Source organism: Pseudomonas sp. FSL W7-0098 (genome assembly GCF_005930585.1).
In the GTDB taxonomy this organism is placed as follows: Bacteria; Pseudomonadota; Gammaproteobacteria; order Pseudomonadales; family Pseudomonadaceae; genus Aquipseudomonas; species Aquipseudomonas bubulae.
This window is the reverse complement of the sequence record NZ_RXHW01000002.1, coordinates 349834-374541: the sequence shown is the minus strand read 5'-3', so window position 1 is coordinate 374541 and position 24708 is coordinate 349834. Positions and strand designations below refer to the sequence as shown.

At 58.3% G+C, this 24708-nt stretch carries 22 protein-coding genes and 1 pseudogene; 15 read left to right on the top strand and 8 right to left on the bottom strand.

The window, feature by feature from the left end; translation table 11 throughout:
* Positions 1 to 72: 72 nt before the first annotated feature.
* Positions 73 to 2061, top strand: a complete 1989-nt coding sequence (locus FHL07_RS04760; protein ID WP_095039332.1) for a putative bifunctional diguanylate cyclase/phosphodiesterase — start codon at positions 73 to 75, stop codon at positions 2059 to 2061.
* A 155-nt stretch (positions 2062 to 2216) separates the two neighbouring features.
* Here FHL07_RS04760 and FHL07_RS04755 read toward each other — a convergent pair whose 3' ends face one another.
* Positions 2217 to 2522 (bottom strand): DUF2288 domain-containing protein, encoded by a 306-nt coding sequence (locus FHL07_RS04755; protein ID WP_095020413.1) that lies wholly within the window; start codon positions 2520 to 2522, stop codon positions 2217 to 2219.
* Positions 2523 to 2882: 360 nt separating this feature from the next.
* On the opposite strand from FHL07_RS04755, the gene FHL07_RS04750 reads away from it, so the two are divergent.
* The 9 genes from FHL07_RS04750 (at position 2883) to FHL07_RS04710 (ending at position 10671) form a co-directional block, all read left to right on the top strand.
* On the top strand, positions 2883 to 4010 hold the full coding sequence (locus FHL07_RS04750; RefSeq protein ID WP_095002995.1) for a branched-chain amino acid ABC transporter substrate-binding protein: 1128 nt from the start codon (positions 2883 to 2885) through the stop codon (positions 4008 to 4010).
* Positions 4011 to 4259: 249 nt separating this feature from the next.
* Entirely contained in the window at positions 4260 to 5183 is a 924-nt protein-coding gene (gene livH / locus FHL07_RS04745) for a high-affinity branched-chain amino acid ABC transporter permease LivH (protein WP_016779736.1), read from the top strand.
* The gene (locus FHL07_RS04740; protein ID WP_095002994.1) at positions 5180 to 6436 is read left to right on the top strand and encodes a high-affinity branched-chain amino acid ABC transporter permease LivM; all 1257 of its coding nucleotides are present in this window, start codon (positions 5180 to 5182) and stop codon (positions 6434 to 6436) included. The genes livH and FHL07_RS04740 overlap by 4 nt, the downstream gene beginning before the upstream one ends.
* Complete coding sequence (livG, locus tag FHL07_RS04735; protein WP_095002993.1) at positions 6433 to 7200, top strand: high-affinity branched-chain amino acid ABC transporter ATP-binding protein LivG; 768 nt, start codon at positions 6433 to 6435, stop codon at positions 7198 to 7200. The genes FHL07_RS04740 and livG overlap by 4 nt, the downstream gene beginning before the upstream one ends.
* Before the next feature lies 1 nt (position 7201).
* Positions 7202 to 7903 (top strand): ABC transporter ATP-binding protein, encoded by a 702-nt coding sequence (locus FHL07_RS04730; protein WP_095002992.1) that lies wholly within the window; start codon positions 7202 to 7204, stop codon positions 7901 to 7903.
* A 294-nt stretch (positions 7904 to 8197) separates the two neighbouring features.
* Positions 8198 to 8500 carry a BufA1 family periplasmic bufferin-type metallophore gene (locus FHL07_RS04725; RefSeq protein ID WP_095002991.1) on the top strand — a complete coding sequence of 101 codons (303 nt, stop codon included), beginning with the start codon at positions 8198 to 8200 and terminating at the stop codon, positions 8498 to 8500.
* Positions 8501 to 8522: 22 nt separating this feature from the next.
* Complete coding sequence (gene bufB, locus FHL07_RS04720; protein ID WP_095032383.1) at positions 8523 to 9401, top strand: MNIO family bufferin maturase; 879 nt, start codon at positions 8523 to 8525, stop codon at positions 9399 to 9401.
* Positions 9398 to 10171, top strand: a complete 774-nt coding sequence (locus FHL07_RS04715) for an HvfC/BufC N-terminal domain-containing protein (RefSeq protein WP_138738161.1) — start codon at positions 9398 to 9400, stop codon at positions 10169 to 10171. The genes bufB and FHL07_RS04715 overlap by 4 nt, the downstream gene beginning before the upstream one ends.
* A complete protein-coding gene (locus tag FHL07_RS04710; RefSeq protein ID WP_095024422.1) occupies positions 10168 to 10671 on the top strand; it encodes a DoxX family protein in 504 nt (167 codons plus the stop codon). Before FHL07_RS04715 ends, FHL07_RS04710 begins: the two co-directional genes overlap by 4 nt.
* Here the strand turns inward: FHL07_RS04710 and FHL07_RS04705 are convergent.
* Positions 10668 to 11576: pseudogene (locus FHL07_RS04705) on the bottom strand (LysR family transcriptional regulator). The gene FHL07_RS04710 and the pseudogene FHL07_RS04705 overlap by 4 nt on opposite strands.
* 104 nt (positions 11577 to 11680) lie before the next feature.
* Between FHL07_RS04705 and FHL07_RS04700 the strand changes: the two are divergent.
* The 5 genes from FHL07_RS04700 (at position 11681) to FHL07_RS04675 (ending at position 16924) form a co-directional block, all read left to right on the top strand.
* Positions 11681 to 12280: a short chain dehydrogenase gene (locus tag FHL07_RS04700; protein WP_095002986.1), complete on the top strand. Its 600-nt coding sequence runs from the start codon at positions 11681 to 11683 to the stop codon at positions 12278 to 12280.
* Positions 12281 to 12340: 60 nt separating this feature from the next.
* Positions 12341 to 13012 carry a COG3650 family protein gene (locus FHL07_RS04695; RefSeq protein WP_169916891.1) on the top strand — a complete coding sequence of 224 codons (672 nt, stop codon included), beginning with the start codon at positions 12341 to 12343 and terminating at the stop codon, positions 13010 to 13012.
* Positions 13013 to 13102: 90 nt separating this feature from the next.
* On the top strand, positions 13103 to 14713 hold the full coding sequence (locus FHL07_RS04690) for an NAD(P)/FAD-dependent oxidoreductase (RefSeq protein ID WP_095020410.1): 1611 nt from the start codon (positions 13103 to 13105) through the stop codon (positions 14711 to 14713).
* A 358-nt stretch (positions 14714 to 15071) separates the two neighbouring features.
* Positions 15072 to 16250: a Na+/H+ antiporter NhaA gene (nhaA, locus tag FHL07_RS04680; protein WP_095002983.1), complete on the top strand. Its 1179-nt coding sequence runs from the start codon at positions 15072 to 15074 to the stop codon at positions 16248 to 16250.
* 74 nt (positions 16251 to 16324) lie between these two features.
* Positions 16325 to 16924 (top strand): hypothetical protein, encoded by a 600-nt coding sequence (locus FHL07_RS04675; RefSeq protein WP_095002982.1) that lies wholly within the window; start codon positions 16325 to 16327, stop codon positions 16922 to 16924.
* Between the two features lie 73 nt (positions 16925 to 16997).
* Here FHL07_RS04675 and FHL07_RS04670 read toward each other — a convergent pair whose 3' ends face one another.
* The 6 genes from FHL07_RS04670 to FHL07_RS04645 form a co-directional block, all read right to left on the bottom strand.
* Positions 16998 to 17462, bottom strand: a complete 465-nt coding sequence (locus tag FHL07_RS04670) for a glycine zipper 2TM domain-containing protein (RefSeq protein WP_095002981.1) — start codon at positions 17460 to 17462, stop codon at positions 16998 to 17000.
* Positions 17463 to 17652: 190 nt separating this feature from the next.
* Positions 17653 to 18300, bottom strand: a complete 648-nt coding sequence (pdxH, locus tag FHL07_RS04665; protein WP_095002980.1) for a pyridoxamine 5'-phosphate oxidase — start codon at positions 18298 to 18300, stop codon at positions 17653 to 17655.
* A gap of 23 nt (positions 18301 to 18323) precedes the next feature.
* Positions 18324 to 19442, bottom strand: coding sequence for an OmpA family protein (locus FHL07_RS04660; RefSeq protein ID WP_095002979.1), 1119 nt, complete (start codon positions 19440 to 19442; stop codon positions 18324 to 18326).
* A gap of 110 nt (positions 19443 to 19552) precedes the next feature.
* Positions 19553 to 20698, bottom strand: coding sequence for a serine hydrolase domain-containing protein (locus tag FHL07_RS04655; RefSeq protein ID WP_095002978.1), 1146 nt, complete (start codon positions 20696 to 20698; stop codon positions 19553 to 19555).
* A 341-nt stretch (positions 20699 to 21039) separates the two neighbouring features.
* Positions 21040 to 22185, bottom strand: coding sequence for a serine hydrolase domain-containing protein (locus tag FHL07_RS04650; protein WP_095002977.1), 1146 nt, complete (start codon positions 22183 to 22185; stop codon positions 21040 to 21042).
* 113 nt (positions 22186 to 22298) lie between these two features.
* Positions 22299 to 24650, bottom strand: a complete 2352-nt coding sequence (locus FHL07_RS04645) for a beta-galactosidase (protein WP_130871909.1) — start codon at positions 24648 to 24650, stop codon at positions 22299 to 22301.
* Positions 24651 to 24708: the final 58 nt, after the last annotated feature.

The window sequence follows — 24708 nt, the reverse complement described above, 5'->3', positions numbered from 1 at the left end:
CCAATCCAGCTTCTATACTCGATCTCAAGCTAGCACCCAACGACTAGCGCATCTGGATCGCCGAGGCGTGCAATGGAAAGTCCGGGGTTGCAACTTTTGGCCGAATCCGCAGAAAACGGGCAACTGCTGTTGATCGGCGGCTATAACCCCTATCTGCTGTTTCTCGCTTGGCTCGTTGCCTGTACTGCCTGCGTGGCCACGCTGAATCTGCTCGACCGCGCAGCCAATGCCGAAAAAACTGCGGCAAGAACCATTTGGCGATGGATAGCTGTCGCTTGCCTGACCATCGGCATCTGGGCGATGCACAGCATCTGCATCCTGGCCTTTGACTCCCCGCTCGAAGCTCGCTACGGCGTTGTTATCGCGCTTGGCTCATTGCTGATTGCCCTGATTATTGTGCAAACCCTCGACAACACTACAGCCTGGCGCCCAAACAGCCGCCTGCTCCATCAGTTATTCAAATATGCCCTGTGCATGCTTGCTGCTGGCGGCCTGCTCAGCACTCACTTGCTCATTGGCAATACACTGGCTGGCAATTCGGATGCAGGCAGCAATAACTGGCAGCCGGCCCTTGTGCTGGCCGTGATCACCCTGTTGCTGATTGGCAGTTGCATCAGCGCCACGATTGTCGACAAGAAACTGCAACTCAAGGAGCACGACCTGCGCCGCGTCAATGCCCTGCTCAGCCAGCTCGACCAGGCGCGCGCATCCTTGCAGCAAGTGGCCCACTACGACCCGCTGACCAATCTGATCAACCGTCGCGGCTTCAATCAGCTGTTTGCTGAAAAACTCATCGACTGCGCCACCAGGAACACCAGGCTTGCGGTAATGTTTCTCGACATTGACCACTTCAAACGCATCAACGACAGCCTGGGTCACGATGCCGGGGACGAATTGCTCAAGACAATCGCCACCCGCATCAAGCTCGCTACCCGCAGCCACGATGACGTTGTTGCACGCTTTGGCGGAGACGAGTTCTGCATCCTGTTCAGCCTGAGCCAGCGCGATGAAGCCCAAGGCATGGCCCAGCGCATCATGCTCAAGCTCAAAGAGCCCATTGAGCTGTCAGGTCGCCAAATGGTCATGACCACCAGCATTGGCATCAGTGTGTACCCGGATGATGGCACCACCAGTGCCGAACTGCTCAAGCATGCCGACCTGGCGCTCTACCAGTCCAAGGGCAGCGGGCGTAACAACCTCAATTTTTTCAGCCCGAGCCTGAAAACCCGAGCCTCGCTGGAGCTGCAAATCGAAGAGGAACTGCGCAACGCGCTTAACGAGGACAAGGGGCTGTCCCTGCATTACCAGCCCATCTTCGACCTCAAGAGTGGCCGGGTCGCCAAACTGGAGGCGCTGATACGCTGGCAGCATCCCGAACACGGGCTGCTCGGCCCTGATCGTTTTATCAGCATCGCCGAGGCCAACGGGCTGATCGCCAGGCTCGACCATTGGGTGTTGCGCAAAGCCTGTCATGATCTCGCCGCCCTCTCCCGCCTGGGCTGGCAGCACCTGGGCATAGCCGTTAACTGTTCGGCGCTGAATCTGGTACGGGTTGAGTTGGCCGACGAAATCGAAAACGCCCTGCGCACATCAGGCGTTGCTGCACACCGGCTGGAGCTGGAAGTCACAGAAAACGCCCTGATGTGCAACCTGAGCAGCACCTCGCAACTGTTACGACAGATCCGTGCGCTGGGTGTATCCCTGTCCATTGACGATTTCGGTACCGGGTATTCGTCCCTGGCCTACCTAAAGCGTCTGCCGCTTAACACCCTGAAAATTGATCGCACTTTTATTCAAGACATCCCGGCCTCCAGCCAGGACATGGAGATCGTTCAGGCCATTATCCTCATGGCCCATACCCTGCACCTGCAAGTAGTCACCGAGGGGGTTGAAACCATCCAACAGTTCGAATTTCTCAACCAGTTCGGCTGCGACTTTATCCAGGGCTATCTGCTCAGCCGGCCTGTGCCCTTTGAGGCGCTGCCAGAGATTCTTCAACAACTCGACAAGCGCCCTGTGCCCGCTCCCGATCACGCCACCTTCGTACTTACCAACCAATAGCGGTACAGCCAGATCCCAGGCACAAAAAAACGCCACAGTGGCGACTGTGGCGTTTCTCTACGGCATATTGCCACTACGTGAAGACGGGTTACTGAGCTACACACTCCGAGCTCTTCACAGCGGTGCAAATAAATGCGCCGGCTTGGTGCGCAGGTTTAATTTTGCGCCCTTTCCTGGACCATCACCCAAGGTGAAACCACCACTGCCCATAGCTGAGGGTCGCGCTCAAGAACGTCTAGCGCCTGCGCCTCAGTCATCCTGCCAAGCACCCCGGATGCCATCCAGGCCGCGACTTTCTCTGCATCATCCTGAGTCACGGCCTGCGCCGCCTCGATCAAGTCCAGAGCGGGTTCGACCCACAGCAAATCCCCTTTGGCGAAGAAGGGTTGCAACGCTTTCCATTCAATTGTTGAGGTCTCGCCAAGCAGCTTGGCATAGAGGGTGCTAGGTTCTTGATTCATGGGTTTCACCGGGGAAAAAAATCGGCGTCATGATAACCCCGCATACCCGGTAGAAAAACCCGGCTTTACAGGTAATAAAACGTGGCAAGAGCTGAGGGCCAAGGTCAAACCGGTTGATATGGCAACATTCAGATAACTATCAACCGATGAATCCGCCGCCATTTTGTCTTTTTCTTACGTTTAAGCGACATTCTCTGTTTTTTCCCTCGCCAGCACGCTATTCAAGCGCTGAAGCGGCGCTCTACACTGTACCGGTACAGTTGCAAGGGGAATTGACCGGGAATTTCGCTACAAGAAGACCCGGTCCGGCTGCCTTGGCTTCCAGGACTATAAAAATTACAACAGAAGAGTGGAGCACCAATAAAGATGGCTACGAAGCAGATTACTAAACTGTTTGCCGCTATGGTTTTGGCCGGGTTCGCCAGCCATTCATTTGCCGCAGACACCATCAAGATCGGTATTGCCGGCCCTAAAACCGGGCCTCTGACTCAGTACGGCGACATGCAGTTTGCTGGCGCAAAAATGGCCATCGAACAAATCAACGCCAAGGGCGGCGTTGATGGCAAAAAGCTAGAAGCGGTTGACTACGATGACGCCTGCGACCCGAAACAAGCGGTTGCCGTTGCCAACAAAGTGGTCAATGACGGTATCAAGTACGTAGTCGGTCACCTGTGCTCCAGCTCCACCCAGCCTGCTTCGGACATTTACGAAGACGAAGGCATCATCATGATTACCCCGGCCGCCACCGGCCCGGAAATCACCGCTCGTGGCTACAAGATGATCTTCCGCACCATCGGTCTGGACAGCGCCCAGGGCCCTGCCGCCGGTAACTACATCGCGGATCACGTCAAGCCCAAGGTCGTTGCGGTATTGCACGACAAACAACAATACGGTGAAGGCATCGCCAGCGCCGTTAAAAAGACCCTCGAAGACAAAGGCATCAAGGTTGCTGTCTTTGAAGGGGTCAACGCCGGTGAAAAAGACTATTCCTCGGTCATCGCCAAGCTCAAGCAAGCCAACGTCGACTTCGTCTACTACGGCGGCTACCACCCTGAGTTGGGTCTGATCCTGCGCCAGGCCAAAGAAAAAGGCCTGAACGCCAAGTTCATGGGCCCTGAAGGTGTGGGCAACGAGTCCATCTCGCAAATCGCCCAGGGCGCTTCCGAAGGCCTGCTGGTCACCCTGCCAAAAGCGTTCGACGCCGATCCGGAAAACAAGGCACTGGTTGATGCTTTCGCTGCCAAGAAGCAGGACCCAACCGGCCCATTCGTGTTCCCGGCCTACGCCGCAGTTGAAGTGATTGCCGGCGGTATCGAGCAGGCGAAAAGCGAAGACCCGGCCAAAGTCGCTGAAGCCATCCACAAAGGTACGTTCAAAACGCCTACCGGTAACCTGAAGTTTGACGCCAAGGGTGACGTGGAAGACTTCAAGTTCGTGGTCTACGAATGGCACTTCGGCAAGCCAAAAACTGAAGTAAGCCCTCAGTAAGGGTCGGTTCCTGACCTGAAAACCAAGCCCACTGCTCAAGCGGTGGGTTTTGTTTTACAGGCCCGCGGTTCATGGAAATGGGGCCGCGCTTTCGTGATCCGAAAGCCTGCCCACCTGAAAATCTTTAAAACCGTCACCAGCGGTTCGCTGGCAGAAGACCTGTGCTCCAAGTGGGTGAAAACCCATACGGCCCGGGCCGGAAAATGACTCCACCAGTGAAATGCGTCTCAGGTTTTTAGGAGCTTTGTAATGCCTGACATCTATCACTTCTTCCAAATGCTGGTTAACGGCCTCAACGTTGGCAGCACCTATGCCCTGATCGCCATCGGCTATACGATGGTTTACGGCATTATTGGAATGATCAACTTCGCCCATGGCGAGGTGTACATGATTGGTTCCTATATTGCGTTTATCGCCATCGCCGGCCTGACCATGATGGGTCTGGACAGCGTACCGCTACTGCTGACTGCCGCGTTTATCGCCAGCATCGTGGTCACCAGCGCCTACGGCTACAGCATTGAACGGGTTGCCTACCGTCCATTGCGTGGCAGTAACCGCCTGATCCCGCTGATTTCGGCCATCGGCATGTCGATCTTCCTGCAAAACACCGTGCTACTGGCACAAGACTCCAAAGACAAATCGATCCCCAACCTGATCCCCGGCGGCTTCACCTTTGGCCCTGGAGGTGCCAGCGAAGTTATTGTCTCCTACATGCAGATCGTGGTTTTCGTTGTCACTTTCCTCGCCATGCTCGGTCTGACCCTGTTTATCTCACGCTCCCGCATGGGTCGTGCCTGCCGCGCCTGCGCCGAAGACATGAAGATGGCCAACCTGTTGGGTATCAACACCAACAACGTTATTGCGCTGACCTTCGTGATCGGTGCTGCCCTGGCCGCTGTTGCTGCGGTGCTGATCAGCGTGCAATACGGCGTGATCAACCCCAACGCGGGTTTCCTGGTAGGTCTCAAAGCCTTTACCGCAGCGGTACTGGGTGGCATTGGCAGCATTCCTGGCGCGATGCTCGGTGGCCTGGTGCTGGGTGTGGCTGAAGCCTTCGGTGCCGATATTTTCGGCGACCAGTACAAAGACGTTGTGGCTTTTGGCTTGCTGGTACTGGTGCTGCTGTTCCGTCCGACCGGCATTCTGGGGCGTCCGGAGATTGAAAAAGTATGACTAGGAATCTTAAGTCGGCGCTCTTCAGCGCCCTGTTGGTCTGGGCCGTCGCCTACCCGGTACTCGGCCTGAAACTGACTATCGTCGGGATCAACATCGAAGTTCACAACACCAGCACCTTTACCCTGAGCGTGATCGCGATCTGCTCCTTGCTGATGTTTGTGCGCGTGTTGTTCAACCAGCAACTGACCACAGCCTGGAGAAACTCCCCCAGCCTGCCGAAAGTGCCCACCAAGGCCACCAACTTCCTGACCCTGCCCAGCACTCAACGCTGGATCATTCTCGGTCTGGTCGTTGTGGCATTGATCTGGCCGTTCTACGGTTCTCGTGGTGCAGTGGATATCGCCACACTGATCCTGATCTATGTGATGCTCGGCCTGGGCCTGAACATCGTGGTAGGCCTGGCTGGCCTGCTTGACCTCGGTTATGTCGGCTTTTATGCCGTAGGCGCCTATACCTATGCCCTGCTCGCGCATTACTTCGGGCTGAGCTTCTGGATCTGCCTGCCTTTGGCCGGATTGATGGCGGCTACCTTTGGCTTCCTGCTGGGTTTCCCGGTGTTGCGCTTGCGCGGTGACTATCTGGCCATCGTGACGCTGGGCTTCGGTGAAATCATCCGCCTGTTCCTGCGTAACCTGACGGACATCACCGGCGGGCCAAACGGTATCAGCAACATCCCGAAACCAACGTTGTTCGGCCTGAGCTTCGACAGAACCGCCGCCGAGGGCATGCAAACCTTTCACGAGTACTTCGGCATCGCCTACAACTCGATCAACAAGGTAATTTTCCTCTACCTGATCGCGCTGGTGCTGGTACTGCTGGTGTTGTTCGTCATTAACCGCCTGCTGCGCATGCCGATCGGCCGCGCTTGGGAAGCTCTGCGTGAAGACGAAATCGCCTGCCGTGCACTGGGCCTGAATCCGACCGTGATCAAGCTGTCGGCCTTCACACTGGGCGCTACCTTTGCGGGTTTTGCTGGCAGTTTCTTTGCCGCACGTCAGGGCCTGGTAACGCCTGAATCGTTCACCTTCCTTGAGTCGGCGATCATCCTGGCCATCGTGGTACTGGGCGGCATGGGCTCGCAACTGGGTGTCATCCTGGCCGCCGTGGTCATGATCCTGCTGCCCGAAATGATGCGTGAATTCAGCGAATACCGCATGTTGCTGTTCGGAGCCCTGATGGTGCTGATGATGATCTGGCGTCCACAAGGTCTGCTGCCTATGCAACGTCCTCACCTGGAGCTGCGAAAATGAGCCGCGAGTTACTGAAAGTCAGCGGCCTGAGCATGCGCTTTGGCGGCCTGTTGGCGGTAAACGGCGTAGCCTTGACCGTCAAGGAAAAACAGGTGGTGTCGATGATCGGCCCTAACGGTGCCGGCAAGACCACCGTATTCAACTGCCTGACCGGTTTTTACAAACCGTCTGCGGGCAGCATCGTCCTCGATGGCGAGTCGATCGAAGGCCTGCCGGGTCATGAGATCGCGCGCAAAGGCGTGGTCCGCACTTTCCAGAACGTGCGCCTGTTCAAGGACATGACCGCGGTTGAGAACCTGCTGATTGCCCAGCATCGCCACCTCAACACCAACTTCCTGTCGGGCCTGTTCAAGACCCCGTCATTTCGCAAAAGCGAACGTGATGCCATGGACTACGCCGCGTACTGGCTCGACAAGGTCAACCTGACCGAGTTCGCCAACCGCCCGGCGGGCACCCTGGCCTACGGGCAGCAGCGACGCCTGGAAATCGCCCGTTGCATGATGACGCGCCCGCGCATCCTGATGCTCGACGAACCGGCTGCAGGCCTGAACCCCAAGGAAACCGAAGACCTCAAGGCGCTGATCAGCGTATTGCGCAATGAGCACAACGCCACCGTGCTGTTGATCGAGCACGACATGAAACTGGTCATGAGCATTTCCGACCATATCGTGGTGATCAACCAAGGCACGCCTTTGGCTGACGGGACGCCGGAACAGATCCGTGACAACCCTGAAGTGATCAAAGCCTATTTGGGGGAAGCGTAAAATGCTGCAATTCGAAAACGTTTCGACCTTTTACGGCAAGATCCAGGCCCTGCACAGCGTCAATGTAGAGGTGCGCCAGGGTGAGATTGTGACCCTGATCGGCGCCAACGGTGCCGGCAAGTCGACCCTGATGATGACCCTGTGCGGCTCGCCTCAGGCTCATAGCGGCAGCATTCGCTACCTGGGTGAAGAACTGGTGGGGTTGAGCTCGGCCCAGATCATGCGCAAAAGCATCGCCGTTGTACCTGAAGGGCGTCGGGTATTTGCTCGTTTGACCGTGGAAGAAAACCTGGCCATGGGCGGGTTCTTTACCGAAAAACGGGAATACGAGGAGCAAATGGACAAGGTTCTGCACCTGTTCCCGCGCTTGAAGGAACGCTTTACCCAACGCGGTGGCACCATGTCCGGTGGCGAACAGCAAATGCTTGCCATTGGCCGTGCGTTGATGAGCAAACCCAAGCTGTTGTTGCTTGATGAGCCATCACTGGGGTTGGCACCGATCATCATTCAGCAGATTTTCGATATCATCGAACAGCTGCGCAATGAGGGTGTAACGGTGTTTCTGGTGGAGCAGAACGCCAACCAGGCACTGAAAATTGCTGACCGTGCCTATGTGCTGGAAAACGGCCGGGTGGTGATGCAAGGCACTGGCGAGCAATTGCTCAACGATCCGAAAGTGCGTGACGCCTACCTGGGCGGCTAAACCTGCCTGCGACACACAACGGCCCTTCGGGGCCGTTTCTTGTTAAACGACGCATAAGCTGTCGAAACTCTGTTGTATATCTAGCCCTATTGTGGGAGCGAGCCTGCTCGCGAAGGTCGTTCGCGAGCAGGCTCGTTCCCACAGGTTTACGTTTTTCCTGTAGCCGCTGACGAGGAGCAAAGGCTGCGATCGGCTACATAAAAATAATTCAGATCAGTTGTAACAACGCCCCCCCTTGCCTCTCTAGTTGGGTAACCCGGCAGCAATCGCTACCGGAATTTCTGGAGAGTCACCATGAAAAACCAAACCACCCGCACCTTGTCTGCCGCAGCCCTGGCTCTTGCTCTGGGGTCGGCTCTGAGTATTGCCGCCCTGCCCGCTCAGGCTGCCGACGACATGGAGAAGTGCTTCGGGGTTGCCATGAAAGGGCATAACGATTGCGCCGCCGGCGCTGGCACTACCTGTGCTGGCTCCGCCAAAACCGATCATCAGGCCAATGCCTGGAAACTCGTCCCAAAAGGGACCTGCGAAAAAACCGCCAGCAACACCTCACCAACCGGCTTTGGCCAACTGGCTGCCTACAAAGGCAAGTCCTGATCCGCGCCGCCGAGTGTTGATAATGCACAGCCCGCTTGCTTCGCTTATCGCGCCTCGTGCGCCCCGGCTCCCGCCTCGTGCGGGGCTGGGGCTCAAGGCCGAGCACTTTGTGGATGTACTTGCGAGCCGCCCAGACATCGGGTTCTTTGAAGTGCATGCCGAGAACTTCATGGTAGCTGGCGGCCCTTTCCACCATTACCTGGGCTTGATCCGCGAACATTACCCGCTGTCAATTCATGGCGTTGGCCTGTCGATTGGCGGCGAAAGCCCGCTCAATACCGAACACTTGCGCCGCCTGAGCCTATTGCTCGAGCGTTACCAGCCGCAGATGTTTTCCGAACATCTGGCATGGTCCTCCCACGGGCCATTATTCCTCAATGATCTGCTGCCTTTGCGCTATGACACCGCCACGCTGCACCGGGTATGCGCGCACATGGACCAGGCACAGGATGTGTTGAAGCGCCAGATACTGCTGGAAAACCCCGCTACCTATATCGAGTTCGACGAGGCCCAATTCGACGAAGCCGGTTTTATTCAGGAAGTCATAAGCCGTACCGGCTGTGGCCTTTTGCTGGATGTAAACAATGTGTATGTGTCATGCATCAACCACGCCCGCGATCCTGTTGCCTATCTCGATGCCTTGCCCCTTCAGGCCGTAGGTGAAGTTCATCTGGCGGGTTTTGCTGAAGAAGCAGACAGCCTGGGTCAACGCTTGCTGATCGATAACCACGGCGCTCCTGTCGATCAAGCGGTATGGGCGCTGTACCAGCAAGTACTGGACCGAATTGGCCCGATGGCCACCCTGATCGAACGCGACAATCATCTGCCCCCTCTCACCGAACTGCTTCAGGAAGCCCGCTTGGCTGACCGCTACCTGTTCAGCGCACAGGTGCAGCCATGAAACTACAAGAAACATTCAGTGCAGCATTGCTCAATCCACACACGCCCGCCCCCACAGGCATTGCCTGCTACAACGGCGACATTGACCGCCGTTTCGCGGTATATCGCAACAATGTGCAAAGCGGACTGATCAACGCGCTGGCCACCAGCTATCCCGTTGTTGCGCAATTGGTGGGCGAGGCCTTTTTTCAGGCCATGGCGCAGATATTTATTCAAAAACACCCACCCGACAGCCCGGTCATGAGCGCCTATGGCAGCCAGTTCGCCGGTTTTATCAATGCCTTTGCACCCGCCAGAAGCGTGCCCTACCTGGCGGACGTGGCTCGCCTTGAGCGTTTGTGTGTGCAGGCCTTTCACGCCGCAGACGTGTGCGCCGTAAACCCCGGGCTGCTGGCTCAGGCGCTCAACAGCCCCGAGGGGCTGCCCCATTTACACCTGCAACTGCACCCCGGTGTCACATCGCTGCATTCACCCTACGCCATAGCGTCCTTGTGGGCGGCGCACCAACGCCAGGGACAGATACAGGGACTGGACCCGCGCCAACCACAAAGCGTCCTGGTAATACGCAATGAATTGCGCGTGGAGGTATTCACGGTCAGCTCAGGGTGCGCAGTATTTGTGCACTTGCTCAAAGCGGGGAATGCCCTGGGGTTGGCCGCGGCCCATGCCCTGGAAGCCGACCCAGACTTTAACCTGGGCCAGGCCCTGGCGCTGTTGATTAGCAATAACACCATCACCGGCTTACAACGCGCCCTCGAGGCCTCGCCATGAATACTCAAACAATAAGCCCCGGCCTGCTACAGCGCTGGATCGGAGGCGCAATCGGGCTGTTGCGCTGCATACCCGACACACTGATCGCCTTTGTCGCACGCTTTTCCATTGCGGCGGTGTTCTGGAAATCAGGCCAGACCAAGGTTGAAGGTTTGGCAATCGATCTGGTTGAAGGCACCTTTCAACTCGGTATGCCGCATCTGTCTGACTCTGCGCTGTACTTGTTCAGTACGGAATACAAAGTCCCGCTACTCTCCCCCGAGGTGGCTGCTCACGCTGCCGCCTTCAGCGAGCATGTTTTCCCGGTGCTGATCCTGCTGGGCTTGGCCACCCGGTTCTCGGCGCTGGCACTGCTGGCCATGAGCATGACCATCCAGCTGTTCGTATACCCTGATGCCTACCCGACTCACGGCACCTGGATCGCGGTCTTGTTGTACTTGATGGCCAAGGGCCCGGGTGCGCTGTCGATTGATCATCTGATTGCACAGCGTTTTCGTTAAAGCAGGTCAATGGCCTCACCATTACTCTGGAACCAGCCCACCAGGAAATTCGCCAATACCTGAGTACGCCTGGGCAAACCGCCTTGATAAGGGTGAACCAGATACATGGGGTTGCTGCGCGTTTGATAGTCACGCAACAAGCCGCGCAGGCGCCCATCAGCCAACTCGCAGCCAAGCATGTACGAGGGCAAGCGGGCGATGCCGGCACCGATCACGGCCGCTTATTTCAGCAGACTGTAGTGATTGCTGGCAAACGACCCCGAGACCCGCACTCGTTGCAGTTCATGCTGGCGGTGGTAGTGCCACTCCTCGCGACCGCTGTAGTGGCTGTTAAGCAGACAGCGGTGCTCGACCAGTTCTTGCGGCGTAACCGGCTCGCCGTATTGCTCAAGATAGGCAGGGCTGGCGCAGGTGATCTCGTGCCAGTTAAGCACCTGCTTGGCCACCAGCCGTTCATGGCTGGCAACCTGCGAGCGTATCGCCAGATCAAACCCTTCCCGCACCATATCGCGATAGCTGTTGTTGAGCTCCAGCTCGATCTGCACCTGCGGGTATTCGCGGGAAAACTCCAGCAACAGCGAATCAAAGAAGGTCTCGCCCAGGGATACGGGCACGGTCATGCGTACCGGGCCTGCAACATCATCCTTTAGCCGGGCAAGTGCCTGACGTGCCCGCTCCACTTGCACCACCAGCGCCTGGGCTTGTGGCAGTAGCGCCGCGCCAGCCGCCGTAAGGCTCAAGCGCCGGGTGGTGCGATGCAGCAACACCACCGAAAACTGCGCCTCAAGCTGGCTGATACGCTTGGACAGCTGCCCCTTGCTGCAGCCCAGTTGCTGGGCGGCCAAGGTAAAACTGCCAGCGTCGATCAAGACCGCGAACGCAGCCAGATCATCCATTTCACTCATGGATTGTTTCCATATGAAAACCAAAGGTTGCCTATTAGTGCGCTTATCCCACTTAAAAAGCACCACTAGACTGAGCACTCACGTCATCCACAAAGGCACACAACATGAAAATCCTCTTGATCGGCGCTCACGGCACCATCGGTTCAGCCATTCGCCGCGAGTTGTCACCGCGCCATGAGATCGTAGAAATTGGTCGAAAAAGCGGGGATTATCAGGTCGATATCAGCGACAGTGAATCAATCCGCCAACTCTTCGCGCAAACCGGGCGCTTCGATGCGCTGATCTGTGCCGCCGGTAACGTCACGTTCGCCGCACTGGCTGACATGAGCGAAAGCGACTTCGCCCTCGGTTTGCAGGACAAGTTGATGGGCCAGGTCAATCTGCTGCTGATTGGCCGCGAGTTTGCCAACGATGGGGCCTCGTTCACCTTCACCAGCGGCGTTATCAACCGCGAGCCGATCCGTACCGGCAGTTCGGCGGCGCTGGTCAACGCGGCACTTGACGGTTTTGTAAAAGCAGCCGCCATTGAGTTGCCACGGGGCCTGCGGGTCAACTCGGTGAGCCCTACGGTCCTGGAAGAAGCGATGGACAAATACGCCCCGTACTTTCGCGGCTTCAAGCCTGTATCGGGCGCCGATGTGGCCCTGGCTTACGCCAAAAGCGTGGAAGGCTTGCAAACCGGGCAGACATTCACCGTAGGTTGAATCACTTGTGATGCATCGCTAGGCTGAGTAACGTGGCGACAACCTTCAGGAGTGCCCATGATGCGTTTTGCCCGTTCCTTAGCTTTGTTCGCCTTGCTGCCCGTGTTTGCCGGTTGCCAGATGTTCAGCAGCACACCTGCCGACACCACCGCAGGTCAAACCCGCCTGCAGGGCGAGCTGGTATCGGCCAATGGTCAATTGGTGTTTCAACCCTGCGTCGGCCAACAGCGCTATGTAGTTCGTGACAGCGCCGACACCACGCTGGTGCAGGACGCGACCTACATGCCCAATAAACCGGGCAAGTTGTTCGCCGATATCCGCGGCCGTTTTAGCGCCAGCACAACAGCCGGTACAGACGGTGAAGTCGAGCTGCAGCAACTCTACCGCCTGGAGCGCAGCAACAGCGCCTGCCAGGATCCCAACTTCAAGCAGGTGACCGTGCACGCCAACGGCAATGGCCCGGCCTGGGAAGTGCAAGCCGGGGGCAAGGGCATGGTGCTCAAGCGCGAAGGCCAGCCCGACCTGGCGCTGCCCTACGTTGAAGAACAGGTCGGCGATGGCCGCTTCTCCCTGTCCACCGAGGCCAACAATCAGCGCATCGAGCTGTGGGTGGCCCCACAACGCTGCACCGACAGTGCCAATGGCAGCGTGCAACATCTGAGCGCCGAGCTACGGATCAACGGTCAAGTCCAGCGCGGCTGCGGCTATTTTGGTGGCGCCCGTAACGACTAACCGATAACTGTTGCCGCATATTGCCCCGAAGCAGCTTACAATTAGCGGTTCTGCCAGGGTTTACCTGGCCCCCGATACTGGACACTGTCAATGTTACGAATCACCGAACTCAAGCTGCCGATCGACCATCCCGAAGAAGACCTGCGCCCTGCCATCCTGCAGCGCCTGGGCATCGAAAGTGATGACCTGGTCGATTTCACCTTGTTCAAGCGCAGCTACGATGCGCGTAAAAAATCGTCCGAACTGTGCTTCATCTACACCATCGATGTGAGTGTGCGCGATGAAGCGCCGCTGCTGCTCAAGTTCGCCGACGATCGTAACGTCAATCCAGCGCCGGACGTCAGTTACAAGGTCGTCGGCCAGGCACCCCAGGACTTGACCGAGCGTCCGATTGTGGTCGGCTTCGGCCCCTGCGGTATTTTCGCCGGGCTGCTGCTGGCACAAATGGGTTTCAAGCCGATCATTCTTGAACGTGGTACCGAAGTGCGCCAGCGCACCAAGGACACCTGGGGCCTGTGGCGTAAAAACGTACTCAACCCCGAGTCCAATGTGCAGTTTGGCGAAGGCGGTGCCGGTACGTTCTCGGACGGCAAGCTCTACAGCCAGATCAAGGACCCGAAACACCACGGCCGCAAGGTGCTGCACGAGTTCGTCAAGGCCGGCGCGCCGGACGAGATCCTCTATGTCAGCAAGCCGCATATCGGTACGTTCCGCCTGACCGGTGTGGTCGAAAATATGCGCCAGCAGATCATCGCGCTGGGCGGCGAAGTGCGTTTTCAACAACGCGTGACTGATGTGCTGATCGACAACGGTCAACTGACCGGTGTGATCCTGGCAGATGGCGAGCAACTGAATGCTCGCCACGTGATCATGGCGCTGGGCCATAGCGCCCGGGACACCTTCCGCATGCTCCACGATCGTGGCGTGTATATGGAAGCCAAGCCGTTCTCGGTAGGTTTCCGTATCGAGCACCCGCAGTCGCTGATCGACAGTGCGCGCCTGGGCAAGTATGCCGGCCACCCGAAGCTGGGCGCTGCCGATTACAAACTGGTGCACCACGCCAAAAACGGTCGCTCGGTGTACAGCTTCTGCATGTGCCCGGGTGGCACCGTGGTTGCGGCAACCAGCGAACCGGGCCGTGTTGTGACCAACGGCATGAGCCAGTATTCGCGTAACGAACGCAATGCCAACTCGGGCATCGTGGTCGGCATTACGCCTGAAGACTACCCGGGTGGTCCGTTGGCCGGCATCGAGCTGCAAGAACGTCTCGAATCCCACGCCTATGTGCTGGGCGGCAGCAACTACGAAGCTCCGGCGCAACTGGTGGGTGACTTTATTGCGGGCAAACCGTCCACGGCCCTGGGCAGCGTCGAGCCATCCTATAAGCCGGGTGTGTCTTTGGGTGACTTGGCCCTGGCCCTGCCGGACTTCGCCATTGAAGCCATCCGTGAAGCACTGCCGGCGTTCGAGAAGCAGATCAAGGGCTTCTCGATGCATGATGCCATTCTCACCGGCATCGAAACCCGTACCTCGTCGCCGCTGCGCATGACCCGTGATGCGTCGATGCAGAGCCTTAACGTCAAGGGCTTGTTCCCGGCAGGCGAAGGCGCTGGCTACGCTGGCGGGATTCTGTCGGCAGGTGTCGACGGTATCCGTATTGCCGAAGCTGTAGCGCGCGACATTCTGGGTATCGAAGCCTAGGTTTTGACTCGGTAGGGGCTGCAGCCCTGACATGTAGGAGCGGGCTTGCTCGCGATGCATTCACCACGGTTTGCCAGGCAGACCGTAGCGCCTGTATCGCGAGCAAGCCCGCTCCCACACAGCCACCGCCTTCTCCTTCTTCAGGCGGGATCCTTGCTGAAAAACCAGCAAAGCTGGTCTATTTCCTACAGCCTTCACAGGCACAAATCAGACTCAATTTGACACACAACTGCTAGGCTCTTGAGCGGTGTGTGAGCACGCCGTTGCTTATAACAAAAAAGAATATAGTTTTTGTTTTAACCACTAACCCCACAGGTTAGGGTGTCGCACCTTATTACCTAATTGATGGAGAGCGACCTTGCCTCTGCGTAGCACTTTCACTCGGTTCTTTCAGTTGGAAGCTGCCAGCGGTCTGCTGTTGATTGCCGCGGCCGCTCTGGCTCTGATCGTCAATAACTCACCGCTTTCCCATTACTACACGGCCTTCCTGGACGTGCCGGTAGCGGTGCAAATCGGCGCCCTGCAAATTGCCAAACCGTCGCTGCTGTGGATCAACGATGGCCTGATGGCCTTGTTTTTTCTGCTGATCGGCCTTGAGGTCAAACGCGAACTGCTTGAAGGCCAGCTGTCCAAACCCTCACAGGTGGTGCTGCCCGGCGCGGCGGCAATCGGCGGCATGGTGGTACCGGCGCTGATCTACTGGTTCATCAACAAGGATTACCCGGACGCTCTCGGCGGCTGGGCCATCCCCATGGCCACCGACATCGCCTTCGCCCTCGGCGTGCTGGCCCTGCTCGGCAAGCGTGTACCGGTGTCGCTGAAGCTGTTCCTGATGACCCTGGCGATCATCGATGACCTGGGGGCAATCATCGTGATTGCGGTGTTCTACTCCAGCGAGTTGTCGGGTGTGTCCCTGCTGCTGGCGGCGGCATGCCTGATCGCGCTGATTGCCATGAACCGCATGGGAGTGATCAAGGTCGCACCTTATATGATCGTCGGCCTGATCCTCTGGGTGTGCGTACTCAAAAGCGGTGTGCATGCCACATTGGCAGGTGTAACGCTGGCATTCTGTATTCCGCTGCGCACCAAGAACTCAGAAACTTCACCGCTGATGAGCATCGAGCATGCCCTGCATCCCTGGGTGGCTTACGCGATTCTGCCGTTGTTTGCCTTCGCCAATGCGGGTGTATCACTGGCGGGTGTCAGCCTGCACAGTTTTGTCAGCCATGTGCCTATGGGCATTGCCGCAGGCTTGCTGATTGGCAAAACCCTTGGCGTGTTCGGCCTGACCTGGATCGCCATCAAGACCGGCATGGCCGCGCTGCCGGCAGGCGCCAACTGGGGCCAGGTGTTTGGCGTGGCCATCCTGTGCGGCATCGGCTTCACCATGAGTCTGTTTGTGGGCTCACTGGCGTTCGTTGCAGGCAGCGATTATGTAGGCATGGACCGTATGGGCATCCTTACCGGCTCGATCCTCGCAGCACTGATCGGCTATGGTGTTACGCTGTTCTTTAGCCGTAAACAGCCGGTGGCGTAACCCTGATGTTGCTCACTCAGGCGGGCTCTCACAGAGACACAGCCCGCCTGAGTGAACAACCAAAAGAGAGAAACGTGGTCGATAAAATGCAGATTGTGCAATACGCCGGCATCACCGTGATGTTCCCGGCAGCGCTGGTGATTGCTGCCTGGTTATGGCTGGGCGCATCCAGAAAAATCGCTTTGCTGTGGTTGGGCGTGCTGGTGACTGCCTACCTGGTGGTGGGCGTCAGCAAGATCCTGTTCAAGGGCTGGGGCGTTGGCCTGCATGACCTGGGCATTGCCGTATTCAGCGGCCACGCCATGAATGCTTGCCTGGTCTTCACCGTGTTGCTCAACCTGCTGTGCCAACAGCTTGATCAGCGCTTGCGCTGGCCTGCACTCGGGGTCGGGTTGCTGGCGACCTGGTGGTTCGCCATCAACTACGTCGCCCTCACCATCCACCCTTTGCCGGAAGCTATCGCCGGAGCGCTGATAGGCTCGGTCGCCGCCTGCGTATTTGTGTTCAGCCTCAGGCAGTACAACGTCAGTCACGTCCCTCGACCTGCCCTGACACTGGGGCTGGCGGTGGTGATGGCCTTCAGCTGTATGCCCAAGTACACGGCAGAACGCTTGCTGGACCATATCGCCATAACGCTTTCTGGGGCCGAGCAGGCATTCAAGCACTCGTCCTGAGCTACTTTACAGCCATAAAAAACCCCGGCCAGTTCGCACTGGCCGGGGTTTTGTTTTTACGCTGTCGCCCGTTTTACTGGGTAACGCGGCTGGTACCGTCAACGGTCATGATGCGCACGCGCTCACCGGTACGGAATACCTGGTTAGGCTCAACCTGCTGAACGTAAGCACGGGTGCTGCCGTCGTCTTCACGCACGGTGATTTCCACACCCTGGGTCTTGGTCAGGCCCGACTCGGCTGCCGAGCCCAGCAAACCACCGGCCACGGCGCCGATCACTGCGGTGACGATGCTGCCACGACCGCCACCGATGGCGCTGCCGCCTACACCACCCACGATAGCGCCAGTCGCAGCGCCGATCGGGGTCTTGGTGCCTTCAATTTGCACAGGACGCAGGGCAACGATGGTGCCCATACGAACGGTCTGTACACGTCGGGCTTCGTCGCGCGAGTAGGTGTCGCCGGTCAAGCTCGATGTGCAGCCGCCCAACAAAACAGTCATGGTAGAGAATGCTGCAACCAACAGAACGGACTTACGCATGGGATCAACTCCAAAATAACAGGGATTCATTAAACTCCGCAGCCGGTAACCTGTCACGGCACAGGGCGGATAAAAGGGCTTTATTCAGCGTCTGTACAGTAACAATAGCGCTGTTTGCCCACACAAGACTTCGCAAAGAGTAGCGCGAAATAGCCGGTTTGCATTGCGCGCCTTGCTGTAGAGGGTGCCTTCAGGGTGCCAGGCGCTCACGCACCCAGTCTGCCCCCTCACGCCGATAGTTGAGGCGATCGTGCAGGCGACTCGGGCGCCCCTGCCAGAACTCGATGCGCTCGGGCAGCAAGCGATAACCGCCCCAGTGCTCGGGGCAATGGGGCTGGCTGTCACTGAAGCGCGCCTCGGTGGCTTTGAGCAGCTCGACCAGTTCATCGCGATCAGCAATCACCTGGCTTTGCGGCGAGGCCCAGGCCCCGATCCGGCTGCCCAGGGGGCGAACCTGATAGTAGGCATCGGACTCTTGCGCAGTGACCTTGACCACCTGACCCTCGATGCGTACCTGACGCTCAAGGGTTGGCCAGAAAAAGGTCATGGCCGCGAACGGGCGCTCGGCCAACTGCTGGCCCTTGGCACTGGTGTAGTTGGTGAAAAAGGTAAAACCCTGTTCATCCAGCCCCTTGAGCAACAACACCCGACAATGCGGCCGCCCGCGGGCGTCCACCGTGGCCAGGGTCATGGCATTGGCCTCGACCGGTGGCTGCTCGGTTTTCACCGCATCGCCGAACCACTGATGAAACAGCGCGAAAGGCTCGGCCGGGGCCTGAGCCTCGGCCAGCCCGTCACGGGTGTAGTCACGTCGCATATCCGCCAGTGCTTGAGTCATGCCCCCATCCTTCCTTGAATCAGTCAGTTCTTGGCCTGATCGTTGGCGGCAACTTTCTTGTCCGCAACAGCTTTGGCTTTAGCGACAACCGGCTTTTTTGCTGGCGCTGGCTTGGCCGCTTTTTTGGCCGGTGCAGCCTTTTTGGCTACGACGCCTTTCTTGGCCGGTGCTGCATTCTTTTTGGCCACAGAAGGAGCAACAGCTGGCTGAACCGCAACCAGCTCGGCCGGGGTGAGGACTGGCTGGCTGTATTTGCTGACCAGGGCAACCATGGTGGCTTGCGGGGTCATCAGGATTTCAACCCGACGGTTCAGGGCGCGACCTTCGTTGCTGTCGTTGGCTGCGCGAGGCATCACCGAACCCATGCCACGCAAGGTCAGGCGGTTACCTTGCAAACCGCTCATACGGAAGATCGCTGCCACCGATTTGGCACGGTCCAGGCTCAGACGGGTATTGGCCGCCATTGCGCCCGAAGAGTCGGCATGCCCCAGCACCAGCACGGCGGTTTTTGGGTCGCCTTCAACCACTTTGGCCACTCGGGTAAACGGGCCAAGCATGGACGGCATCAGCAAGTCCGGGCGGGTGGCCTTGAACGAACTGTCAGCTGAAGCCACGATAATCAGCAGATTCTCGCGACGCTCCAGTTGCAGGTTGGTGTCCTTGATTGCAGTACGCAGACGAGGCTCATATTCGTCCAGCCAGGCCTGGGTAATTTTCGGATCCGGCATCGGGATCACGCCAACCGGCGAAGTTTTGGCGTCTTTGGCATCGCTATCAAACGGCCACCACCAGTTTTTCGAAGAGGCTGCTGCAGAGGCAGGCGCGGCGGTGACGGCTACTTTTTTGTCCTTTTCAACCGGGGTGTCTTTTTTCGCCGAGTCAGAGCCAAAAGGCCACCAGCTGGAACCGCTGTCTTTGGCTGCGACCGCTGGGGCGGTGGCAGTTTTGGTTACCGGTGGCGTTGTTTTGCTGTCTGCTGGCTTGGCCGCAACAGTTGCAGTTTTATCCGCAGGAGTCGACGCCTGGTCGGACGAGCCCAACTGCCACCATTTGTGGCCACCTTCGGCGTCATTCTGTGGAGTTTGTGCGCAACCGGTAATAGCCAGGCAAAGAGCCAGAGCGAGGGTCTTATTAGATGACATTGAATATCCACACAATGAATTAAGAATTAAAGAGGCACTAAGCCCACTATAAAAAACGTATTGAAAACAGAAAAGCTACCGAGTTCCGACCTGTGGCCTACAAATCCTGCTTACAGGCACTCAGCCAGTACTCTAACCAGTTTTTGCGCCCTGGGATCCATCAATATATTGGGCCCTAGGGTATTGGTCACAAATCCAAAGGCCACCTCGCGATCCGGGTCGGCAAAGCCGGTCGATCCCCCAGCCCCGGGATGACCGAAAGCTTTTGGCCCAAGGCCAAACGTCGCGTTGGGTACGGTTGGCTGATCCAGCATGCACCCCAGCCCAAAACGGGTTTGCGTGCGCAAGGTTTTATCCTCGCCGACGCTGTGCTCGCGGGTCAGTTGCTCCAGCATTTCGGCTTCAAGCAGGCTGCCGTCCAGCAAACCGCTATAAAAACCGGCCAGGCTACGGGCATTACCATGCCCATTGGCCGCTGGCTGCTCCATTCGGCGCCATTCGGGTTTGTTGGTACTTGTCATAATAGACGGTGGATTGGTGAATGCCCGCGTACTCATGGATGAAGGCTCATTCATCATGGCCTTCAACAGGCGCTGCGCAGCCGCATCCCCCATATTGCCCTTGCTGCGGGCAACATGAGCCACCCGGTAAAACTCTTCGTCACCCAGCCCGACATGGAAGTCCAGCCCCAGCGGCCTGGCCGTCCGCGCCATGATTGACTGGCCCGCACTGCGGCCATCGGCGCGGCGAATCAGCTCGCCCACCAGCCAGCCATAGGTGATCGCGGCATAGCCGTGCCCTTCGCCCGGCGTCCACCAGGGGGTTTCGGCGGCCAGTGCATCGACCATGGTTTGCCATTCATACAGCGCCTCGGCCGGCATCAATTCGCGCAAGGCCGGCAAACCCGCGCGATGGCTCAGGAGCTGACGCAACGTGATGGACTCTTTGCCGGCAGCAGCGAACTCGGGCCAATAGCGGGCCACTGGCACATCCAGCTCCAGCTTGCCCTCTTCGACCAGTTGCAACGCCGTGACAGCGGTAAAAGGTTTAGTGCACGAAAACAGATTGGCAATGGTGTCTGTGTGCCACGGCTGCTCGCCGTCCTTGTCAGCGGTACCGGCCCACAGGTCGAGAACGGTTTCGCCACCGATCTGGATGCACAACGCCGCGCCGCGCTCTTGCGGATCATTGAAAAGATCGGCAAACGCCTCGCGTACTGCTTCGAAGTTAAGGTCGTGAAAACCCTGAATCTGCACCCGGACCTCCTGGATCAAGCATGGCTCTACAAGGCGTGCATTGTTCCAGCACCAGTAAGATTTTGAAACAGAGCAAAGCGCTCTGAGCACACAATTTTTGTGCGCTGTTGAGTCGGCGGGCAAAGTATCAGCAAGGGCGTGTTTTTTTTGTGAAAAAAGGCAAAACACCCATGGCAAAAATCTCGTCGCAGCTGACTCGCGGAGCGAGGCTGCGTCCGGCGGCGCAGCCGTCGTAAAACCTGACTTGCGGGTATAACTGACATACCGCAGGGTCTGATTTCGCGACGGCTTTGCCGCCGAACGCAGCCTCGTTCCTTCGGCAGCTGCTACTTAGGGTGTGTCTACAGCGCGGCGTAGACCAAAGGCGCAAGCTTCTGCACCCGCGGGTCCATCAGCACATGGCTGCCCATGGTGGTGGTGACAAAGCCGAAGCTCACCTCCCGCTCAGGGTCGGCAAAGGAGATTGGCCCGCCCAGCCCCACATGCCCGAATGCCTTTGGCCCCATCCGATGGGAGGCTCCCGGGTCCGCCGGCTGCTCCATCATGCAACCCAGGCCATAACGCATGGGCCGCAGCAGCGTGCGGTCCATATCGTTACTGTGCTCGCGGGTGAACTCTGCGAGCAGCTCAGGCCCCACCAGGCGCCCGCCCAGCAGCGCACTGTAAAACCCGGCCAGGCCATGGGCGGTACCGTGGGCATTTACGCCGGGATGGCGATAGGCCCACCAGCGCGGGTCAGCCGTTTGCCGTGATCCCATGGCGGGATTGGTAAATGCAAGGGTCGCGACATGCTCAGGCTCACTGACCATCACGGCACGCAAGTCCTGGGCGTAGTTATCACCCGTTCGCCCTTCAGCGCGCTCGAAAAAGGCAATGCGGTGAAAGTGCTCGGCATCAACGCCCATATGAACTTCAAGATCGTTGGGCTCGCAGATTCGCTCGTGGATAAAGGTACAGGGGTCGCGACCATCGGCCCGTCGAACCAGCTCGCCAAGGATCCAGCCATAGGTGGTGGCGCCATAACCGACACTGGTTCCCGGTTCCCACCACAAGGGTTCTGCCGCGACGACTTCGGCCATTGCATCCCAGTCGTACATAATGGGCGTGCGGCTGGGCAAACGCAGCGCCGGGATACCTGAGGTATGGCACAACACCTGGCGCAAGGTGATGCGCTCCTTGCCGCCCTGGGAAAACTCCGGCCAATAGTGGGCAACCGTCTGATCCAGCTCGAGCTTGCCCTCTTCCACCAGCATCAGTGCCGCGATGGCGGTGAAGGGTTTGATACAACAATAGGTGTTGACCAATGTGTCGTGGTTCCAGGGCTGCTCGCCCTCCAGATCCGCCACACCCGCCCATAAGTCGACAACGGTTTCGCCGCCCACCTGCACACAAACACCGGCTCCTCGCTCCTGAGGATCATCGAAGATCGCCTCAAAGGCTTCCTGAACGGCTTCGAACCCACTTGCACACTTCCCTTTCGCTTCCATTTCGAAGTCTCCATTCAGTTGGAATGCAAGACCTTAGTTTTAAAGTGGGAATTGAAAAGGAAGAAACCCCTACTGGGCGACGAGATACATCGCCGCCCATCGGGCAGGAAAAATCAGTGCCCCTTGCCCGAGTGCCCACCGGCATGCCCCGCGCCAGAGCGTCCGCCGCTGCCATCATCGGTTGCATGCACAGGCGCCTTGACGGCTTTTTCGGCTTCAGCCTGGGCCTTGGCGGCCTCCTGGCCCAACTGGCCAAGGGCCTGCAGGTTGGCCTTGCGCACGCTGTCGACAAAACCGGTAAACGGCAAATCGGTGATACCGATCATGCCAAAGTGGCCGTTTTCGCCGTCGAGCAAGCGGCCTGTCACCGGCTGGTCCAGGTACTGGAACCAGTGCACGCCAACAATCGACGGTTCTGCCACCGCCTGTTTGAGGAACTTGCTGTAAGCCGGGCCACGGGCTTCTTCGTTGGCCACTTCAGTGACGCCGCCCCAGAACGGGCCACGGTCACGGGAGCCGAAGTTGAACTCGGTGATCATTACCGGCTTGTCCAGTTCGCGCAGTTTGCCGAAGTCATAGCCGTCTTGCGGTTGCAGGGTGTAGAAGTTGAAGCTCAGTACATCGCAGTATTTGGCACAGGACGCCACGGCCTCTGGCGTACTGACGGCAAACCGTCCGCCGAGCAGCAAGTGGTTTGGAGCATGCCATTTGAGCGAGTCGGAAATGGTCTTGAAGTAGGTGTCAGCAAAGACTTTCTGGAAATACTGATAATCCGCCTCGATTTGCGGGTGCTCGGCGTTGGGCAAAGGCCCTTCAAAACCCGGGTCCTCCATCAGCTCCCAGGCCGGAATTTCAATACCCCAGGCCTTGGAAAGACCCTGCTGGTTGCGGTATTTGTCACGCAGCTGCTTGAGGAAGGCCCGCTTGGCGGGTACATCCGTGGTCATGCGCAAAGTGCCCAGGGCCAATGCATAACGGGATTTCGGGTCATTACCCGGACCGGCCCAGGCCAGTTCGTTGTCGGCAAAGTAACCGATCAACCAGGGATCATCGCGATGATCGCGAGCGGCAATGGCCACGGCGCGCTCGGTGGCCATGGCAAAGCGCGGGTCAAACGGGTCGGGCATGCCGCCCCACCAGTCGGTGCCGGTACTGATGCTGGTGTAGTCCCCCACAATCGACAGCGGCAGGGTGTAGGGCACGCGATCGTTGAGGCCCAGTTCGGGGTCGCTCCAGTTGCCGATGGTGTTGAAGCCCCAGGCTTGCAGGCGATCCAGGGTGCGGGCCTGCCAACGCTTGGCATCGAAGGCTGGAGGTGCACAAGGGCTCACCGGTGCGCTATCCGGTTCAGTTTTAGCCGTTACGCAGGGTTCACCGTAGATGCGCTGCAGGTTGGCGGCATAAAAGTTGTACCAGCGCCCGGCGTCAAAGCCCCTGCCCTGGGTCGAGGCGTTGCCGCTGTTGTTGTTCGCCTTGCCGTAAAAACTGGCCAGAGGAGTGCCATCATGGGGCAAATCGGTAAACATCCACTCACGGCCGGCAACATAGGTCTGGCTGTCGTTGGCCGTTACGGCATTTAGGCCCAGCGAGTAAAACGGGTGACCTTCAGGGGTGATCAGGTTCCAGCGGCCATTGCGCTTTTCTGTGCGGAAAAACCCGGTCGCCTCAAACCCCGCGCCCTTCAGCCAGCCGCCGTACTTGTCCTGATCGGCACGCCCGGCCAGCCAGCCTTTGAGTTGCTGCTGTTCTTTTGCGGCGGCGGCCTTGAGCTGTTCGTCATTGGCAACACGCTCCGGCCATTTGGCGCGGGTCGACTGGCCGTAGCCGTCGACGATCGCGCCGTACACGGCCTTGATTACGCCTGTGCCGTCCTGCACGCCGAAGCGCTCCAGCAGAATGCTCTGCGCGACGTTCGGTTGCGCAATCGACAGACTTACCGACACCACCTGGCTCAGATCGATTTCACCCTGGCTACTGGCCAGCAGAATGCGCTGGCCATCCAGCGTCATCGGCATCGGTGGGCCGGCGCGCATGCCCTGGCTGTGTGGAGAATTGGCTTTTAGCGGCAACAACAGGGTTTGCGCCGGGCCGGCAGGCAGGTCGACACGGCTGGTCAGGGTTTTGCCGTTGCTGCTTTGCACGGTCACGTCCAGCGTAAGTGCCCAGTTCATGGCGTTCTGGATGCGCAGGGTCATCATCCCCGACTGCGACCAGTCCCATACCCCGGTTTGCGGAGTCAAACGCAGGCTGGGCGCGACGGCCGGGTTGAAGGTGACGCGGCGCAGCACTTCGCCTTCGGCTGTTTGCTCCGCATTGTATTGCGGCAAGATCGCATCCGTAGTCGCCACTTGCACCACATCGGCAGGGCGAACGAAATTGAACAGGGTTTGTTGGCCAGCAGGCGCCGCCAACAGCGGAGTCGTGACCAGCAACGCAAAAACAGCAGACAGCGAACGGCGAATCATATGGATCTGGTTCTCCCAAACGGCCGAAAAACGGCCTGTGAGGTGGTGAAAGTCAAAG

Excerpts from the sequence above, each read along its gene's own strand:
- pdxH (WP_095002980.1), bottom strand. The coding sequence starts at position 18,300 with ATGACTCAAGCACTGGCGGATATGCGACGTGACTACACCCGTGACGGG.
- FHL07_RS04645 (WP_130871909.1), bottom strand. The coding sequence starts at position 24,650 with ATGATTCGCCGTTCGCTGTCTGCTGTTTTTGCGTTGCTGGTCACGACT.
- FHL07_RS04710 (WP_095024422.1), top strand. The coding sequence starts at position 10,168 with ATGAATACTCAAACAATAAGCCCCGGCCTGCTACAGCGCTGGATCGGA.
- FHL07_RS04760 (WP_095039332.1), top strand. The coding sequence starts at position 73 with ATGGAAAGTCCGGGGTTGCAACTTTTGGCCGAATCCGCAGAAAACGGG.
- FHL07_RS04660 (WP_095002979.1), bottom strand. The coding sequence starts at position 19,442 with ATGTCATCTAATAAGACCCTCGCTCTGGCTCTTTGCCTGGCTATTACC.
- FHL07_RS04740 (WP_095002994.1), top strand. The coding sequence starts at position 5,180 with ATGACTAGGAATCTTAAGTCGGCGCTCTTCAGCGCCCTGTTGGTCTGG.
- FHL07_RS04730 (WP_095002992.1), top strand. The coding sequence starts at position 7,202 with ATGCTGCAATTCGAAAACGTTTCGACCTTTTACGGCAAGATCCAGGCC.
- livH (WP_016779736.1), top strand. The coding sequence starts at position 4,260 with ATGCCTGACATCTATCACTTCTTCCAAATGCTGGTTAACGGCCTCAAC.
- bufB (WP_095032383.1), top strand. The coding sequence starts at position 8,523 with ATGCACAGCCCGCTTGCTTCGCTTATCGCGCCTCGTGCGCCCCGGCTC.
- FHL07_RS04725 (WP_095002991.1), top strand. The coding sequence starts at position 8,198 with ATGAAAAACCAAACCACCCGCACCTTGTCTGCCGCAGCCCTGGCTCTT.
- FHL07_RS04650 (WP_095002977.1), bottom strand. The coding sequence starts at position 22,185 with ATGGAAGCGAAAGGGAAGTGTGCAAGTGGGTTCGAAGCCGTTCAGGAA.
- FHL07_RS04700 (WP_095002986.1), top strand. The coding sequence starts at position 11,681 with ATGAAAATCCTCTTGATCGGCGCTCACGGCACCATCGGTTCAGCCATT.
- FHL07_RS04690 (WP_095020410.1), top strand. The coding sequence starts at position 13,103 with ATGTTACGAATCACCGAACTCAAGCTGCCGATCGACCATCCCGAAGAA.
- FHL07_RS04715 (WP_138738161.1), top strand. The coding sequence starts at position 9,398 with ATGAAACTACAAGAAACATTCAGTGCAGCATTGCTCAATCCACACACG.
- FHL07_RS04695 (WP_169916891.1), top strand. The coding sequence starts at position 12,341 with ATGCGTTTTGCCCGTTCCTTAGCTTTGTTCGCCTTGCTGCCCGTGTTT.
- livG (WP_095002993.1), top strand. The coding sequence starts at position 6,433 with ATGAGCCGCGAGTTACTGAAAGTCAGCGGCCTGAGCATGCGCTTTGGC.
- FHL07_RS04755 (WP_095020413.1), bottom strand. The coding sequence starts at position 2,522 with ATGAATCAAGAACCTAGCACCCTCTATGCCAAGCTGCTTGGCGAGACC.
- FHL07_RS04670 (WP_095002981.1), bottom strand. The coding sequence starts at position 17,462 with ATGCGTAAGTCCGTTCTGTTGGTTGCAGCATTCTCTACCATGACTGTT.